The organism is Coleofasciculus sp. LEGE 07092 (assembly GCF_015207375.1).
Classification (GTDB): Bacteria; Cyanobacteriota; Cyanobacteriia; order Cyanobacteriales; family Coleofasciculaceae; genus LEGE-07092.
On record NZ_JADEWY010000136.1, the window covers coordinates 1 to 16,256 of the forward strand.

A 16,256-nucleotide genomic window follows, 5' to 3' on the forward strand; every position below is an offset into this window, starting at 1 on the left:
TCCCCATCCTCCCCATCCCCCCATCTCCCTCACTTCCTCGTCAGGCTTCCTCCAAATTGGAAGCCGATGTTAAAAGGTAACAAAATATACGTTTTTACGGCGATCTAGTTAGATTCCGTGAAATAATTGTAGTAAGGACGTTTTATACCGAGCCTTTTTTGCTCTCCCTTTGGGAGAACAGATCATTATTCAGCCGGATTCAGAGGCGAGGAATCGCTTTGGAGTCAAGCTTTTCATGGCATAAACTAAACAACTCAATACAAAACTAGCGCTGGGGTGATTCACTCTTCTGCCAGTGAAGGGGGCTTCTCTGCGCTATGCGCTGGAGCAACTCTTGCTCTTTAGCACCCTCGCTAAAGCAAGACGGAGCAACGCGCTATCATTCTTGTTCGATTTTAGAGTTTGAATGAGTCCCATCTACAAAGCTTGGGATTCGATTACGTTCGGTTACTGAATTACATTAGGAAAAGTTACTGAGATGTCTAATTCACTTTCACTCTTAGCTGATGCAAGTACACGATTGCAAGCGGCAATGAAATATGTCTCCATTTCTGAGGATGCGATTGAACGGTTAAAGTATCCCAAATTGAGTTTGAGTGTTTCCATTCCAGTGCGGATGGATGATGGCTCATTAAAAATTTTTCAAGGCTATCGAGTCCGATATGATGATACCAGGGGACCCGGAAAAGGCGGTGTGCGCTATCATCCCAATGTTTCACTGGATGAAGTTCAATCCTTAGCTTTTTGGATGACGTTTAAATGTGCTGTTTTAAATCTACCCTTTGGTGGTGCTAAAGGTGGCGTTACTGTCAATCCCAAAACTTTATCAAAACTGGAATTAGAACGCCTCAGTCGTGGCTATATTGATGCGATCGCTGACTTTATCGGACCTGATGTTGACATTCTCGCTCCTGACGTTTACACCAACGCCATGATTATGGGTTGGATGATGGATCAATACAGTATCATCCGCCGTCAAATTACGCCAGCCGTAGTTACGGGTAAACCGACAACCATGGGTGGAAGTATCGGGCGCGATGGAGCTACAGCTATGGGTGCTTTTTTTGCGATCGCCGCTATCCTACCCAAATTTGACCGATTCCCCCATGATACTACCGTAGCTATTCAGGGATTTGGAAAGGTGGGGGCTGTACTGGCAGAATTGCTTGCCACAGCGGGTTATAAAGTTGTGGCAGTCAGCGATTCTCAAGGCGGAGTTTATGCTAAAAAAGGGTTGGATATTCCCAACATTCGCCACTATAAAACCTCCAGCAAAGGAGTTCAAGAGGTCTATTGTGAAGGCAGCGTTTGCAATAGTGTCGAACATGAACTGTTGACCAATCAGGAATTGCTGGCTTTAGATGTTGATGTTCTTATTCCCGCTGCATTGGAAAATCAGATTACTTCAGAAAACGTCAATGACATCCAAGCTAAGTACATATTTGAAGTAGCCAATGGACCAATTACCTCTGGAGCTGACAACGTTTTGGAATCCAAGGGAATTTATGTTTTTCCTGATATTTTAGTCAATGCTGGCGGCGTTACAGTGAGCTACTTTGAGTGGGTACAAAACCGCAGTGGACTGTACTGGACTATCGAAGAGGTTAACCAACGGCTGAAGCATAAAATAGTTGAAGAAACTCAGCAAATCTGGTCACTTTCCCAGGAACTTGCCATTTCTATGCGCACTGCCGCTTACGTTCATGCACTGAATCGATTAGGAGAAGCCCTGAGTGCGAAGGGAACGAGGGATTATTACGTTAACGGTCGATTTTCATAATTTTGAAAGGGTGGGGAGTGGCAGAACAGGGGAGGTATATAGAGAACGATCCTTGGTGATTGTCTCTCTATCTCCCCCTGGTTGACTGACAAAAATCCGTAGACTTACCCTGTGCAATGCACCCGAAGGGTGAGTTAGGCTCGATGGAGAAGGCATAAATGTTTACTTCCATCGGAATTGAGGTCAAAACTAATGGATGAAGTCGTCAAAAAAATTGCGGCTTTGGGATTACCGGGTGTCATTTTGGTGGTTACCATGGCAGCTACGGGGTTAACGGGGGCTGCTGCTATCACCGCTGCTTTAGCTTTCTTGGGTGGACCTGCTGGAATGTTGGGGGGAATTGCGGTATTAGGATTGGCGGGATTAATTACTGATGCGTTAGCAGAGGTGGGGCTTGAGGATTTACTAACGGCAGTTTACTGTCAGCGACGGCAGATTGAACCCCATGGGAAGCTGATTGAGGAGATTGATTCACTGTCGCTATTTGATGGGGATATTAAGGATAGGTTGAAAGCGACGGTAACGGATGGGTGCGGTTGTGCAACGGTGGTGAACGCTTACTTAACGGATGTTACTCAAGAAGCGATCGCTATTTTAGAACGTGTCCCCGGTATGACTCCGGCACATCATCGAGATTTCAAACAGTCTACGCCGATTATTCGCCTCAGGGATGGGACAGCGGTGAGAACTTGGAAAAATCCCTTGGGAGTTGATCACGTTTTCTTAGCCGATAGTAACGACAGAATGGTTTATAGCGGTTATGTGGGTTGGATTCATAGTGAGGGGTTTAATTCTGCTATTGCTCAAATTAGACGAAATTTTAGTTAAAAATTATTCTCCCCATCTTCTTTTAAGAATTTGCTGGAAAAGTATTTTATCGCTAAGGGTAAATAATTAAACCGATGAAAGCAACCGAAGTTAACTGCCTAAAGTTTCTCCAACAGCCCAATCAATTTGTCATTCCCATCTACCAACGTACCTATAGCTGGACGCTGAAGCAATGTCAGCAGTTATGGCACGATATTGTTCGAGTTGCTGAGGATGAAGAGATATCAGGACATTTTGTTGGCTCAATTGTCTATATCGAGGGAGGTTTGTACCAAGTCGCTGCTGTACCTCAACTCTTGGTTATTGATGGACAGCAGCGGCTAACAACTCTTTGTCTACTCTTATCTGCATTGGGTAAGGCAATTGAAGCATCCGGAGAGAAGCTGGAAACCAATCGAAAAAAAATCGAAAGTTATTATCTGTTTAATACTCAAGAAGAAGGGGAAGAACGGTACAAATTATTGCTTACTCAGAGTGACCGAGAGACATTTATCCGGCTGATTGAGGAGCGAGAGTTGCCTCAATTGGCATCCAAGCAGATTGTCGAAAATTATCAGTATTTTGAGAACCAGATTCGTAAGCTAGAAATTGACCTCAATAGTCTCTATCGGGGGATTAGCAAGCTCATCATCGTCAATATTGCCCTAGAACGCGATCGCGACAATCCTCAACTCATCTTTGAAAGCCTCAATTCCACAGGACTTGACCTTTCCCAAGCTGACCTAATTCGCAACTACGTCTTAATGGGATTGCCGCCAAAGGAACAGGAGCAAATCTACAACAATTACTGGTATCCGATGGAGCAAAACTTCGACCGGGGTAGCAAATCGAGTCTGTTTGACCGCTTCATGCGAGACTACCTGACACTTAAATCCAAATCTGGCGCGATTCCTAATATTCGGGATGTCTACAGTAGCTTCAAAAACTACGTCCAAAAACAAGCGGGGACATCGATTCATGACATTATCACCGATGTCTATCACTACTCCAAACATTATGTCAAACTGGCGTTTGAGCAGGAAACTGACTCAAAGATTAAGCAAGCGCTTGCCGATATCAATACGCTCAAGGTTGATGTCGCCTATCCGTTTTTACTGGGAATTTACGAAGACTACAGCCAAAATTTGCTGATGCGGGAGGAATTTGTCAGTATTTTGAGGTTGGTGGAAAGCTACGTTTTTCGCCGCGCCATTTGTGGTATTCCCACTAACTCGATGAATAAAACGTTTGCCAATTTCAGTCGGGAAATTGACCGGGAAAACTATCTTGAAAGTGTGCAACTAGCCTTTGTGCGCAAGGATGCCTACAAGCGATTTCCGGATGATGAAGAATTCCGCCGGGAGTTTCTCGTCAAAGATATCTATAGCTTCCGCAACCGCAATTATTTACTGCGGAAGTTAGAAAATCATGATCGCACAAAAGAGCTGGTTAATCCAGAAGACTACACCATTGAACATATCATGCCCCAAAATCCCAAGCTGTCGGCTCAGTGGCAGGCAGATTTGGGGGAGTCTTGGCAGGAAATTCAGGGGAAGTATTTGCACACAATTGGCAATTTAACTTTAACAGGCTACAACTCCGAATATAGCGATCGCCCTTTTTGGGAAAAGCGAGATATCAAGGATGGCTTCGCTGACAGTCCTCTACGGCTCAACCGGATGTTAGCCAAGCTTGACGGCTGGAATGAAACAGAAATCAAGAATCGAGCGGAAGTATTGGCGGGTTGGGCGGTGAAGGTTTGGGCTGTTCCTGCCGTCCAAATAGATAGTCAAAACTTGAACGTGCAGCAAGTCCTGCACGAGGTTTTCCCGACTCCGGCAGAAACGTATCGCAGCCGTCATGCCGAGTATTTACAAGGGGAAGTTTTGGAGTTATTTGAAGCGCTGCGTAAGCGCATTTTAAATCTCGATGCTTCAGTGCGAGAGGAGTTTAAAAAATTCTACATTGCCTATAAAACGACAACAAATTTTGTGGACATCGTGCCTCAAAAAAGTCGCCTGCGCTTGTCGATCAACATGAAGTTTGATGAAATTGACGACCCGAAAGGGTTATGTCGGGACGTGACGAATGTAGGACGTTGGGGAAATGGAGATGTAGAAGTTGGTTTTTCTTTGCTGGAACAACTCGATGATGTGATGGCTTTAGTTCGTCAAGCGTTTGATAAGCACAAGGAGGAAAGTGAAGCATGACAAGAGGAAAGGAAATACTCTTAAATCCCCTAACTTTTCCTTTTTAGAAGTTCACGAACCCCAGTTAGTCCACTTGGGAACCCTAGCAGAATAGTATTCTAACCTGCTAAATTAGTACTCGCTCTAGTAAAGTCCGGTGCTGGACTCTTAATCTCGTAAGCATTCAACTTGTTATTCAATTCTCGAATCCGTCGGGAAAGCAGGCGGATGATATTAATAGCAATTCCCGGTGTCTCATCAATGGCGTCGTAAAGCTGGAGTTGGGTAAGCATCAGACACTCACAGGTTTCTAATGTCGTAACTGATGCTGAACGGGGTTCAGCATCAAACAGAGACATCTCGCCAAAACAGGCTCCCGGCTTAAGCTGTGCCAAATCCCGATCGCCAATATGAACTCGTACTAAACCCGAGACAACAATATAGAGCGATCGCCCTTCTTCTCCTTGAGTAACGATGGTGTGATTGGGAGGAAAGGACAGTTCGTCCATCACGGAAGCAACACGTACCAGAAAGTCATCCCGCAGTTCCTGGAAAATGGGGACACCCCTGACAAATAATAGACGCTCAACGCTGGTTAACATGGGTTAGCGGTTAGCTGCTTGCCATTCGCGCTTAGTGACTCGAAGAAACTCAAGTTTACCGTATCCCGATCCAACTGGTAAGGAAATAGTAAGCGTGCATGGACTCGATGCATCGGTCTATCTAAGTGTAAAGGACAGATTGCTAACTGCACACCCAAAAATTAGCTCACCAGACCAAACTCTCTAATCATCTGTTGAGCAACAGCAGAAACCAGACGATCTGAATCATTTTTCAGCATCGGCAGTAGTTCAATGCAAGCACGGGGTGATGCGGCTTTTAGATAAGCTAAAACCGCTTCCCGAACAAAACCTGTAGGATGACGCAGACAGACTAGTGTTCCTTCTGGGGTCAAACTAACGTGGGCTGCTTTTGCTAAATGAAAACAACAGGCTAAAGTCCAGTCTGACAGAAAGTGGCGCAATTCCAGCAATCGACGCAAGCGATCGCTCGGATTCATCGGCTGATAAGGCACCAATTCCACCAAACAGTCCAGTTTATCAGTAAGAGAACGCCGATCCAACATTCCCAAAAACGCTCGTTTATAGGGAATATCAATGGTATTATCCAATATTTCCAATCCCATCGCAATATTCGACCGCGATTCTGACTCCAGGTTAAACGCTGCGGCTTGAATCGCGCTCACTGGATACAGAAACTTCATCAACCAAAAACAGCGATCAATCACATCCGTTTGTAGATCCTGTAGCGCCCGTCGCAGCAAATCTGCCTCCTGTCCAGAAATCGTTTCCGGCGTCAGATCTAGCAGCGCCCCATAAATCTGACCTAACAACAGGAATTCTTGATCAATTAACGTCTCAATTCCACTACGTCCAAACTGGTCGAGAACGATATCAATCCCAGCTTCATTAGGAATCTTAACCAAAATCCGCACAATATTACGGCGGGTTGTACCCCAACTAGTCATAAGCTGTTGCACAAGCTGGTGTAAGGCTTCAGGTGTATTGATCTCACCTAACGCCATCCATGCTTGCAGCCTTACCAAATCGGGCTTATGGATGTCTTCTGCCAATTCCAACAATAAGGGAATCCCTTCGTTCCCCAAGCGTACCAAGGCGCTACGAGCCGCCTCCCTGGTCGATTTATAGTAAAGTCCCTTAACCAGCGACGGATAGTACTCTTGCAAATGAGTAGCCGCAATCACCTCCAGTAGGGCGCAACGCACCCGCAGCGACTCATCCTGTAAAAGATTGGGGATGTACAACCTCAGCGCTTGCAAGTATTCGGCTTCTCCCAAAGCCCGCGTACCCATCACCCGTTCTCGTTCCCGTTTTGAAGTGAGCATTCGCCGCAGCGCATTGGTTGCCTCGGCTTTCTCACTAGGCGTTCCGCGACGCAGGATTAAGGCGGCTGCCGTCCCTCTGACAGTGGGATCAACTGCCGCCTGTAGATAGGGCTTGATGATTTGAATATCTAGTTCGGGCTGACTCAGCCAGACATAGCGCAGCGCTAAAGCCAGAACGTCGGGGGGCGGCTTGTGATCAATCAGAACTTGGATATCACTGAGATAGCTGGGATTGGGATCGTCTAACATCACGTCCAGACTCAATGACTGTAATGCTGGAGACAGTCGGGGCAACAACGGCGCGAGGACTTCACCGACATTCATTGGGTCTATTTGAGAAAGTAATTGAATGCAAGAGCGCTTATCGGCTTCTGTACCGGGCTGTTCCAAGGCTTCCACCACTACCCGCTTGAATGCCTTTAAGTCTACATCAGAGAAACCCAAACGTCCTTGTTCAGCACTTTGAACCAGTAAACTGACATAGCTAGAGCGCATTAACCAAGCACTCAACAGCCAGATCAAAGAGAAAAGCACGATCGCAAAGATAAACACTTGACTTTGCCATTGCACAATCCAAGCTTCTGACTGAGCTGGAAATGCCCAATGTAACAGTCCAATCGTTGCCAAAATACCAATGCCACTGATCCCGGTTGTGATGGGTTCAGCAATTCCTTGTACAGTCGTTTGCGTGGAGTTGCGAATTGCTTCTGCTATGGGCTGGAAAAGGAAGGGTTCAATCCCTGCAATTAACGTGTAACGCAATAGCTCATCAATGAACCGCAGTAAGATTAGACCCACAAACAGTCCCGTCACCCAATCTGGGAAAGGAATGGCGTGACCGAAAAACTGAATCAGAACATCTAGCAAGCCGCTGAGGGTAAGCAAGCCCAAAATGGATAAGGCGGCTGGCAGTACCATGGCGGCGACAAAAACACCAACTTGGTCGATGACGCGGCTAGAGAGGAACCATTGGGACGTGAGTTCAAATAGCCCGACTACTCCGCTAAATAAGCCTAGAAAACCGGCGATGTCAGCAGTATCTAGGTTTACCTCTAACTGACCGAGGTACTGGAATTCTACCAACAGGTAGAGGGCTTCGCCCAGGATAAAAAAGGCAAATAAGGGAATGATATAGCGTTGCAGGGGACCTGTGGTACGGCGAACGGCGAATTCTGGCTCATCATCGTCCCAATATCGCGTCGGTGAGTCGGGAAAGGCTTGGCTGTAGCGCTGAGTTAGATAAAATAACGCGCCGGCTCCTACCAGCATCATCACACCCGCAACGATAATTACGTTGTTTAGCCCAACGGCAAATAGAAGAAACGGTAAGGAAAAGCCTGAGATCACATCAGCGACTAAGAGTCCCGATGAGATAAGCGGGTAGGTGCGCTTAATTTCCCGGATATTGAACAGTTGATTGGCAGCAACTTGCGAGTTGAGGTCGTTGAGAACTTCTACGGCGTCCATCCACAACCGCAAAAGGAAGACAGTGCCAAAGGCAATCAAACCGTCTAAATACCCAACTCCTAAGCCCAAGCGAAGAATCAACAGGGGTATAGCTGCCAGGAGTGCGATCGCTACTAAGACGCCTCGCATGGGTAAAATGCGTTGTAGCCAGGAATACAACACTCCCAAACCAGAACACATTAAGGCACTAGCGATATAAATCACCGGCAACCATTTGGCTCCGTATTTGTCTAAGAACAGGGCTGTTGCACTGTACTCAAACCAAAGCAGCCCAATTGAGGTTGCGGTGTAGAACGCGAACATCAAGCCTGTTCGCTCACCTTCTTCGGGGCGAAGATTCACCCACTGTAGAATTTTCCGTACCCATTCACCTTGGACGCGAGTACGAGGAAGCACTTTCATGGGGCGTTTGATCCTTAAATCATTAGTCATTCGTCATTAGTCTTGCACTACTGAACCCTAACTAATGACTCCGAGGCTTATTTTTTGGGAGAAAGTAGCATCATCATATTACGACCTTCTCGTTTGGGGGCTTGCTGCACTTCTGCCACTTTCTGCAAATCTGTTGCCATACGCTTAAGCAAGTCTTCTGCTAGGTCACTGTGTTGAATTTCTCGACCTCGGAAGGTAATTGTTGCTTTCACCTTGTCTCCAGATTTGAGAAAGCGTTCAGCGGCATTGACGCGCACATAATAGTCATGATCCTCAATTTTGTAGCGCATCTTTACTTCTTTGACATCAGCGGTGTGTTGCTTTTTTCTAGCTTCACGGGCTTTTTTCTCCTGTTCAAATTTGTATTTGCCGTAGTCCATAATGCGACACACGGGCGGATCTGCCTTATCACTGACTAAGACCAGATCCAACTCCTTTTCCTCGGCGATGCGCAAAGCGTCTTGAGGTGAGATTATCCCCAGTTGTGTCCCATCCATATCAATGACTCGAATTTCAGGGAATCTGATTCTTTCGTTAATTTGAGGTAAATCGCGTTGGCGTCTTTTATCACTCACAGGCGTTTACTGGTTCTGTAGTACCGGTAGGTTTAGCTAAGGAGTACGCTGATTTTACTTGCCATTTTACCGAGTCTTATCCAGTTTCTGTCTAGGTTGTTAACGTAACTTCGTGACCTATTCTGACAGGAATGATTCTCCCTTGTCTCTCGTCTTTCTAAGTCCCCCGTACTGAGTCTCTTAGAATGGAGTTTGTAAACGTTGTTGAAGTCGAGGCGTTTTGTGACCAAATCCGTGCATTGGCAGCAGCGAATTGGTAATCAACGGGATTGGGTTTGGCGGGGCTGGCAAACCCGCTATACTTATTTTCGCCCACTGCCAACCCATCGAGAGTTAACACCCCCAATCTTACTGCTGCACGGGTTTGGAACCTCAATCGGGCATTGGCGTCAAAATTTGGAGGTGTTAAGCCAGCATTACCCGGTCTATGCTTTGGATATGCTGGGGTTCGGTGCATCACGCAAGGCGCAGGCAGACTACAAAATTGATCTCTGGGTAGACCAAGTTTATGAGTTTTGGCAAACTTTTATCCAGCAGCCAATGGTATTGGTGGGCAATTCGATTGGTTCCCTCGTTTGTTTGTCAGCAGCAGCGGCACATCCTGAAATGGTAAGCGGGATGGTGATGATTAGCTTACCCGATTTTTCCCAACGAGAGGAGGCGATTCCCCTGTGGCTACGACCTATCATGTCAACGATTGAAGGTCTTGTTGCCTCACCCGCCATTCTTAAAAGCCTTTTTTACCTGGTTCGACATCCACCCATTGTTCGGAAATGGGCAGGACTGGCTTATGCCAACCCAGAGGCGGTTACGGCGGAGTTGGTGGAAATCTTGACCGAACCCGCTCGGGACAAAGGAGCTGCGGCGACGTTTAGCGCTTTGTTTAAGGCAATGACTTCAACTGAATTTGGTCCCCGTGTCAAATCAGTTTTGCCCACCTTGGATATTCCCCTGCTTTTAATCTGGGGGTGTAAAGACCGGATGATTCCTCCCTATTTGGCGGGGCAGTTTGCTGCACTGAACCCTAAATTGGAGTTAGTGGAGTTAGAAAATGCGGGTCACTGCCCTCACGATGAATGCCCTGAGCAAGTCAATCAGATTCTCTTAGACTGGCTCTCGACTTGCTCAACAGGTGGTGTCACCCCTTGAACGATTAAAACCGAGCAGGGAGCGTGATGAATCACATAGTTGCTAACACTGCCCAACCAGATTTCAGATAAACCCTTATACCCTCTACGACCGATAACAATTAAATCGGTCTGCCAGGTATGAGCTAGGGCGCAAATTTGAGGTCCGAGATCTCCAATTCGACAATCAAATTCGGTCGCAATACCCATTGATGTTGCTTGCTGCTGGTAGGTTTGCAACCACTCTCGGACGGTTTTAACTTCGTCTTGAAGATGCTTTTGCCGTTGTCCCAACAAGCTTCCATACAAGTCTGCACCGCCTACGGTTCCCATGAAAAGACCGGCTTCTCCTTCCACGTCCCAGCTTAGGCAGTGGAACAGCATGAGTTGGCTGTGTTCGTTTTGGGCTATTTCTAACGCTTGTTCAAATACCTTGGGAGATTGGGGGGAGAGATCGAGCGCCACCAGAATTTTTTGGAAAACCATAATTGTTCTCTTGAGAAGAAAGGAGCTACTCTTGACGATAACTGTACCCTCAACCGGAATTACCTTCCTATCCGCTTACAACCCAAGCTAACGCTTATAGTCGCAGTACCCCGGAGGTCTAGATGGATTAAGATCGAGGTGGAAAGCCCTTGTCCACCTAATTCATTATTAACGTTCCCGTCTCACTATTATGAGCAGCTCTGATTTGACGGACGCCCTGGAATGGACGTCTGAAGCTAAAGCCAAGCTGAGAAATATTCCCTATTTCGTTCGCGCCCAAGCTCGACAACGCATTGAGCAACTCGCTCGTGATGCCGACTTGGATGTGGTTACGGTTGAAATTGTCGAGCTGGCAAGAGCTGAGTTCGGTCAGTAGGCAAGAGCTGCTTTCGGTAAGATGACGGCTAGTTGTTCAAAGCATCCCAAAGCTAATGGGTTTCGTGTTTTGGACTCTATGGAGGCTTTCCTCCCTTAAAAGGTTACCAAAAAAGTGTTTTTTGGTTTAGTGCATGGCAACAAATTTGACCTAGCTTAAAAATAGATTGGCTTTTATTCACACGACCCTATGCCATTGACAATCCTGGTTGCAGATGACAACCTAGGTACTCGCCTTTCTGTTAGCGATTACCTGGAGATGTCAGGCTACTCAGTCGTCACGGCTGAGGATGGTCAAGAGGCACTGTCTCTGATCGACACGTATCATCCTCACCTGATTGTGACTGATATCAATATGCCGAAAATGGATGGCTACGCACTGGTGCAAAAAGTTCGTCAAAAGCCTGCCTTTCGCCTGTTACCTGTGATTTTTTTAACCGAACGCAGCAGTACTGAGGAGCGGATCAGGGGTTATCAGTTGGGGTGTGACTTGTATCTTCCCAAACCCTTTGAAATGAAAGAACTGGGCGCGGTGATTCGCAATCTATTGGAGCGATCGCAGATTGTGCAAACGGAATTGCGATTTTCTTCTACGGAGGCAGTGCAAACTCCCCTCCCGACAGCCGTGGGGGAATCCGTCCCAAAACTCAACCCAATGCATTCGGAAACAGTACAGACTCAATCTGATGCTCTCCATCTAACTAAACGAGAACAACAAGTTTTAGATTTACTGACTAAGGGTTTATCGAACGGTGAAATTGGAAATCAGTTACATTTAAGTTCTCGGACTGTTGAAAAATATGTTAGCAGTCTTCTCAGGAAAACAGAAACCAGTAACCGAGCAGAAATTGTTCGATTTGCTATGGAAAATCGTTTAGTGGATTGACTTATTGCTTGTTTTGTGATAATTATGCATAGTGATCCCAAGAGGTTAAATTAAGTAGATGTTACTTAAAAAAACACATCACGAGTGGTGGGTATGAGGCACAATGGTAGTAGGGGGCTAGCTGTAGTTGCTCGTTGTCAGTGCCAATATTGATTGACAGGGTGCAACTCAAAACTTAAAAATATCGAATTCAAAACTCTTTCGATCATGCTTCAAGATACTCGAACGATACGCTACTATCAGCAGCTTACGGATGCTCTGGTTTTTATGTGGAACCGGGGTTATCGCTTTGATGAACTGCGGCTGTATGTTGATGGCTATCTCGATGCTCTTCGGCACAGTAACGCCCTAGAAGTATACCTCATTCACCGTCTAGAGGAAGACGCAACCCGGTATCTCCGGGACCCATCAAACTTTGAAGCCGTACCGCTACCGCAACCTGAAGCAGACTACTACTAGCCGCTTCAAAAAAACGTCAAACAAATAAAGCCTGCTCAAGCAGGCTTTATAACTGACAAGGTTGCCCCAATCAAATTGGCAAACTAAGAAGCCAGTGCCACTTCAACCATCTCCTGTAATTCGCCCTTCTGATACAGCTCAATCATCACATCTGAGCCGCCGATGAATTCGCCGTTAACGTAGACTTGAGGAATGGTGGGCCAGTTGGAATAGTTTTTAATTCCCTGACGAACTTCGTAATCCTCTAGAACATCTACAGTTGTGTAAGGAACACCCAGAGTATTCAGAATCTGGACGACATTATTGGAAAAACCACACTGGGGCATTAATTTAGACCCCTTCATAAACACTACAATTTTGTTCTCGTTTAGTAACTGGTCAATCCGTTCTTTGAGTTCTGGCGTCATGGTTTTGCTCGTAACGTCCTCATGCAGTTTCCTATAGCTCTAGTTTAGCGACGGTTGGAATGAGTTCTACACTTGCCGCTCAAACAGCCTCTCTATCAAGAGCTTTCCAAGCTTCAGGGGTGTAAGTTTTCAATGCGAGGGCATGGATGGCTTCTGTTGCCATTGCCTGTCGCAGTGCTCCATAAACGAGCTGGTGCTGTTTCACTAAGCCCTTGCCTTCAAACTGGGAGGAAACGACAATCGCTTGCAAGTGGTCGCCACCCCCGGTTAAATCTTGTACCTGCACCTGAGCGTCCGGTAGCTCTGCCTTAATCATTGCCTCAACTTGCTCTAGACTAATCATTAGAACTCCCTTTTTTCTTTAGCTTTAACGGAACTTACAACTAATTTAACGTTGAGGAGTTACAGAGGAAGTGGGTTCGCTGTCACGGGGTCGGGGATAAGGGGCATCAACAAAGCCCAATTCAAAAAGCTGCTGGTAAGCTTTCTTGCCAAGGTCGCGGGTGGGATTCTGAGAGCGAACGATTTGAATTAATAAAGGAACAGCCAGTTCTGGTTGATCTTGTGCCCTATGTACCAGGGCGAGCTGATAGGTGGCTTCATCTCGGATTTCCGCTGTTTCCAAAGCTTTCTGTCGTTGGGCATCGAAAATCCGATTGTCGATTCCCGAGAAACTGGAAGCAAGCTGCTGGTAAAAATTAGACAACTGGTTGAAAACCTGACGCGCCTGTTGGAGTTTTTGGGCTGCTAACCCGTAGTTTTGCGCCTGAATCGCCTGCCCTGCCTCTTCCATTAACCGTTGTCCACCTTGTAAGCTCAGAATGCTGCCTTCTTGGGTCAAGGGTCGCAAGTTATTGGGGTCTGTGGGGTCTAGCTGCATCTCGCCAGCATCTTCTGGAAATTCAATATCTTGAGCGTGTACGGGTGGCAGTACTGCCAAGGCAGCCGTGAGGGGTAAAGCAACAAGACAGGTAAAGGTAAAGGGGCGCATTGTTCCAGAAGAGACCATCGTAAGAGTAGGGGAGTGAAAGACAAACTAGAGAATCTGAACTTCGGGTATCTTACCATTGCCAAACCTGATTGGGTGGCATTAGTTGGGATCGCCAAATTTCGGAAGTCTCGCGTGGTTAGACTCTAGCCACAGGCAGAAAGTTTCCTGACTGTGTTTGGAGATAGTATTAGAATTCCGGATAGGGTTGCTCAACAACTGCGTTATTGTTCAAAGGATTAAGAATTATAACCCATGACTCACCTCTTTGAACCCGCACCCGATGATTTTCCTCAAACAGGCAGCGTTCCAGAAGAAAGTGTAGGCACAATCCTACAGAGAGGGGGTCAGGAATTATTACTTTTAAAGGTACGCGATCGCTTTACAGTACGCCCAAACTCTGAAGCGACGGCACAAAAATTGGAAGAAGCCTTACCCATTCAGTGCTATCGACACATTTCCGGCACCCAGCTTGTCGAATTTACGGTTGCTCCTGAACAGCAAGATCATGCCATGCAAGGGGCACGGGAGCAAAAGACAGTTGCCTTTGCCAGTCATGTTTACCAGCTCAAGAATAATCCTGGGACATTGGTTTACGTGACCGATCAATTAACGGTGCAATTTATCCCAGAAACTGATGAAGGGATAGTAGCAGCGATCGCGGCAGATTTTGGCTTAGAGTTGGTACAGTCGGTTGTCGGTATTCCCAATACCTTTGTCTTTCGCCTTACCCCTAACGCCACGGAAAATCCTGTCAAAATTGCCAACCGACTGATGGGACGAGAGGAAGTTTTAATGGCTGAACCGGAGATTGCTATCCCGCAACAACCGAGTTACCATCCGAGCGATCCCTTTTATCCCCAGCAGTGGTATCTCAACCATGGTGGCGGATCTAGCCTAACAGCAGGTTCTCATATTAATGTAGAGAAAGCCTGGGATATTACCAGGGGTAATCGGTCTGTGGTTGTAGCGGTAGCCGATGACGCGATTGACCTGAATCACCCAGATTTTCAGGGAACGGGGAAAATTGTTGCCCCCAAAGACTTCAAAGACAAAGACTTCCTGCCCCTGCCTGCTAGTTCCGAAGAAAGCCACGGAACGGCTTGCGCTGGGGTTGCAGTTGCCGAAGAAAACGGTGTTGGGATTGTTGGTGTCGCCCCTGGTTGTGCGCTAATGCCCATTCGTACCAGTGGTTTTCTGGATGATTCGAGTATTGAAGAACTCTTTGACTGGGCAATCAAAAATAATGCCAGCGTGGTTTCCTGTAGTTGGGGGGCAGCAACAGTCTATTTTCCCCTTTCCCTGCGCCAACGAGCTGCCCTAACCCGTGCGGCTACTGAGGGACGTGGGGGCAAGGGTTGTGTTGTGGTTTTTGCGGCTGGAAATGCTAATCGCCCCGTCAGCGGCACGGTTTTTGAGCGAAGCTGGCTCAATAACTTGCTGCGAGGACCAACTGACTGGTTGAGTGGTTTTGCCATTCATCCTGATGTCATCGCCGTATCTGCCTGTACCAGCCTCAGTAAAAAATCAGTGTATAGCAACTGGGGGACAAATATCTCGATTTGCGCTCCCAGTAACAATGCGCCGCCAGGAATGTGGTTTGAAAAGACGGGTTTTATTAGTACAGCACCCAATATCAATTCGCCAACCCCTGGATTGGGAGTTTTTACGGCTGATTTAGTCGGAGCTGCGGGGTATGAATCGGGTGATTTTGTGCGGGGGTTTGGTGGCACATCTAGCGCGACTCCGGTAGTCGCAGGTGTTGCGGCACTGGTTCTTTCTGTTAACCCTGACTTGACAGCACAGGACGTTAAGCGCATTCTGCAAGATACAGCAGATAAAATTGTAGATCGAGATGCTGACCCTCAGTTGGGGATGCGACTGGGAACTTACGATACGAACGGGCATTCTCAGTGGTTTGGTTATGGCAAGGTGAATGCCTTTAAAGCGGTACAAGCTGCTGAACAGCAGAAGATGCAGCCAGCAGGAGTTTCTCGAATGCTTAAGGGACGCAATGATGCTAATCTTGCCATTCCTGATAATAATCCTAATGGGGTTGCCAGTGCGATTCGAGTCAATGAATCGGTGGCGGTGCGAGAGATTCAGGTGACTGTCAGTATTGAACACGAGTTTTTGGGCGATGTTGAGGTAAGTTTGAAATCGCCAAGCGGTCAAACTGTACTGTTGCAAAATCGCACCCTTGGTGTTAAGACTCAGCTACAAGCAACCTATTCAGCAGATAATACACCCGCTCTCAAGCAACTGTTGGAGCAGTCAGCCGCAGGGGTTTGGCAGTTGTGGGTGGTTGATCATTCGCCAACGGATACGGGTAGGTTGAAAAGTTGGGAATTGATGGTGGGGGTGTGATGAGC

The 16,256-nt window shown here is 46.9% G+C and carries 15 protein-coding genes; 8 read left to right on the forward strand and 7 right to left on the reverse strand.

Annotated elements, in window-relative coordinates; translation table 11 throughout:
* The first annotated feature begins 478 nt into the window (after positions 1-478).
* The 3 genes from IQ257_RS24585 (at position 479) to IQ257_RS24595 (ending at position 4,797) form a co-directional block, all read left to right on the forward strand.
* Positions 479-1,780: a Glu/Leu/Phe/Val family dehydrogenase gene (locus IQ257_RS24585; protein ID WP_193878810.1), complete on the forward strand. Its 1,302-nt coding sequence runs from the start codon at positions 479-481 to the stop codon at positions 1,778-1,780.
* A 192-nt stretch (positions 1,781-1,972) separates the two neighbouring features.
* The gene (locus IQ257_RS24590) at positions 1,973-2,608 is read left to right on the forward strand and encodes a hypothetical protein (RefSeq protein ID WP_193878808.1); all 636 of its coding nucleotides are present in this window, start codon (positions 1,973-1,975) and stop codon (positions 2,606-2,608) included.
* A 74-nt stretch (positions 2,609-2,682) separates the two neighbouring features.
* Positions 2,683-4,797, forward strand: a complete 2,115-nt coding sequence (locus IQ257_RS24595; protein ID WP_193878806.1) for a DUF262 and DUF1524 domain-containing protein — start codon at positions 2,683-2,685, stop codon at positions 4,795-4,797.
* A 98-nt stretch (positions 4,798-4,895) separates the two neighbouring features.
* Here the strand turns inward: IQ257_RS24595 and IQ257_RS24600 are convergent, their stop codons facing one another.
* The 3 genes from IQ257_RS24600 to infC form a co-directional block, all read right to left on the reverse strand.
* Positions 4,896-5,378 (reverse strand): Crp/Fnr family transcriptional regulator, encoded by a 483-nt coding sequence (locus IQ257_RS24600; RefSeq protein ID WP_193878804.1) that lies wholly within the window; start codon positions 5,376-5,378, stop codon positions 4,896-4,898.
* Between the two features lie 161 nt (positions 5,379-5,539).
* Positions 5,540-8,551: a HEAT repeat domain-containing protein gene (locus tag IQ257_RS24605; RefSeq protein WP_193878812.1), complete on the reverse strand. Its 3,012-nt coding sequence runs from the start codon at positions 8,549-8,551 to the stop codon at positions 5,540-5,542.
* 77 nt (positions 8,552-8,628) lie between these two features.
* On the reverse strand, positions 8,629-9,156 hold the full coding sequence (infC, locus tag IQ257_RS24610; RefSeq protein WP_193878802.1) for a translation initiation factor IF-3: 528 nt from the start codon (positions 9,154-9,156) through the stop codon (positions 8,629-8,631).
* Between the two features lie 222 nt (positions 9,157-9,378).
* On the opposite strand from infC, the gene IQ257_RS24615 reads away from it, so the two are divergent.
* Positions 9,379-10,305 (forward strand): alpha/beta fold hydrolase, encoded by a 927-nt coding sequence (locus tag IQ257_RS24615; protein ID WP_193878800.1) that lies wholly within the window; start codon positions 9,379-9,381, stop codon positions 10,303-10,305.
* Here the strand turns inward: IQ257_RS24615 and IQ257_RS24620 are convergent.
* Positions 10,251-10,769, reverse strand: a complete 519-nt coding sequence (locus tag IQ257_RS24620) for a universal stress protein (protein ID WP_193878798.1) — start codon at positions 10,767-10,769, stop codon at positions 10,251-10,253. The genes IQ257_RS24615 and IQ257_RS24620 overlap by 55 nt on opposite strands.
* 190 nt (positions 10,770-10,959) lie before the next feature.
* On the opposite strand from IQ257_RS24620, the gene IQ257_RS24625 reads away from it, so the two are divergent.
* From IQ257_RS24625 to IQ257_RS24635, 3 genes are all read left to right on the forward strand, one after another.
* Complete coding sequence (locus tag IQ257_RS24625; RefSeq protein ID WP_193878796.1) at positions 10,960-11,145, forward strand: PCP reductase family protein; 186 nt, start codon at positions 10,960-10,962, stop codon at positions 11,143-11,145.
* Positions 11,146-11,334: 189 nt separating this feature from the next.
* Positions 11,335-12,030 carry a response regulator transcription factor gene (locus tag IQ257_RS24630; RefSeq protein WP_193878794.1) on the forward strand — a complete coding sequence of 232 codons (696 nt, stop codon included), beginning with the start codon at positions 11,335-11,337 and terminating at the stop codon, positions 12,028-12,030.
* A gap of 207 nt (positions 12,031-12,237) precedes the next feature.
* Positions 12,238-12,489, forward strand: coding sequence for a DUF6761 family protein (locus IQ257_RS24635; RefSeq protein ID WP_193878792.1), 252 nt, complete (start codon positions 12,238-12,240; stop codon positions 12,487-12,489).
* Between the two features lie 83 nt (positions 12,490-12,572).
* Here the strand turns inward: IQ257_RS24635 and grxD are convergent, their stop codons facing one another.
* From grxD to IQ257_RS24650, 3 genes are all read right to left on the reverse strand, one after another.
* Positions 12,573-12,896, reverse strand: coding sequence for a Grx4 family monothiol glutaredoxin (gene grxD, locus IQ257_RS24640; protein ID WP_193878790.1), 324 nt, complete (start codon positions 12,894-12,896; stop codon positions 12,573-12,575).
* Positions 12,897-12,975: 79 nt separating this feature from the next.
* The gene (locus IQ257_RS24645) at positions 12,976-13,239 is read right to left on the reverse strand and encodes a BolA family protein (RefSeq protein WP_193878788.1); all 264 of its coding nucleotides are present in this window, start codon (positions 13,237-13,239) and stop codon (positions 12,976-12,978) included.
* Positions 13,240-13,284: 45 nt separating this feature from the next.
* Complete coding sequence (locus IQ257_RS24650) at positions 13,285-13,905, reverse strand: hypothetical protein (protein WP_193878786.1); 621 nt, start codon at positions 13,903-13,905, stop codon at positions 13,285-13,287.
* Between the two features lie 234 nt (positions 13,906-14,139).
* Between IQ257_RS24650 and IQ257_RS24655 the strand changes: the two genes are divergently transcribed.
* On the forward strand, positions 14,140-16,251 hold the full coding sequence (locus tag IQ257_RS24655) for a S8 family serine peptidase (protein WP_193933286.1): 2,112 nt from the start codon (positions 14,140-14,142) through the stop codon (positions 16,249-16,251).
* The last annotated feature ends 5 nt before the right edge of the window (positions 16,252-16,256 follow it).

Bases quoted from the DNA above. Each gene is read 5' to 3' on its own strand.
- IQ257_RS24585 (WP_193878810.1), top strand. From the start codon at position 479: ATGTCTAATTCACTTTCACTCTTAGCTGATGCAAGTACACGATTGCAA.
- IQ257_RS24590 (WP_193878808.1), top strand. From the start codon at position 1,973: ATGGATGAAGTCGTCAAAAAAATTGCGGCTTTGGGATTACCGGGTGTC.
- IQ257_RS24595 (WP_193878806.1), top strand. From the start codon at position 2,683: ATGAAAGCAACCGAAGTTAACTGCCTAAAGTTTCTCCAACAGCCCAAT.
- IQ257_RS24600 (WP_193878804.1), bottom strand. From the start codon at position 5,378: ATGTTAACCAGCGTTGAGCGTCTATTATTTGTCAGGGGTGTCCCCATT.
- IQ257_RS24605 (WP_193878812.1), bottom strand. From the start codon at position 8,551: ATGAAAGTGCTTCCTCGTACTCGCGTCCAAGGTGAATGGGTACGGAAA.
- IQ257_RS24620 (WP_193878798.1), bottom strand. From the start codon at position 10,769: ATGGTTTTCCAAAAAATTCTGGTGGCGCTCGATCTCTCCCCCCAATCT.
- IQ257_RS24625 (WP_193878796.1), top strand. From the start codon at position 10,960: ATGAGCAGCTCTGATTTGACGGACGCCCTGGAATGGACGTCTGAAGCT.
- IQ257_RS24630 (WP_193878794.1), top strand. From the start codon at position 11,335: ATGCCATTGACAATCCTGGTTGCAGATGACAACCTAGGTACTCGCCTT.
- IQ257_RS24635 (WP_193878792.1), top strand. From the start codon at position 12,238: ATGCTTCAAGATACTCGAACGATACGCTACTATCAGCAGCTTACGGAT.
- grxD (WP_193878790.1), bottom strand. From the start codon at position 12,896: ATGACGCCAGAACTCAAAGAACGGATTGACCAGTTACTAAACGAGAAC.
- IQ257_RS24645 (WP_193878788.1), bottom strand. From the start codon at position 13,239: ATGATTAGTCTAGAGCAAGTTGAGGCAATGATTAAGGCAGAGCTACCG.
- IQ257_RS24650 (WP_193878786.1), bottom strand. From the start codon at position 13,905: ATGGTCTCTTCTGGAACAATGCGCCCCTTTACCTTTACCTGTCTTGTT.
- IQ257_RS24655 (WP_193933286.1), top strand. From the start codon at position 14,140: ATGACTCACCTCTTTGAACCCGCACCCGATGATTTTCCTCAAACAGGC.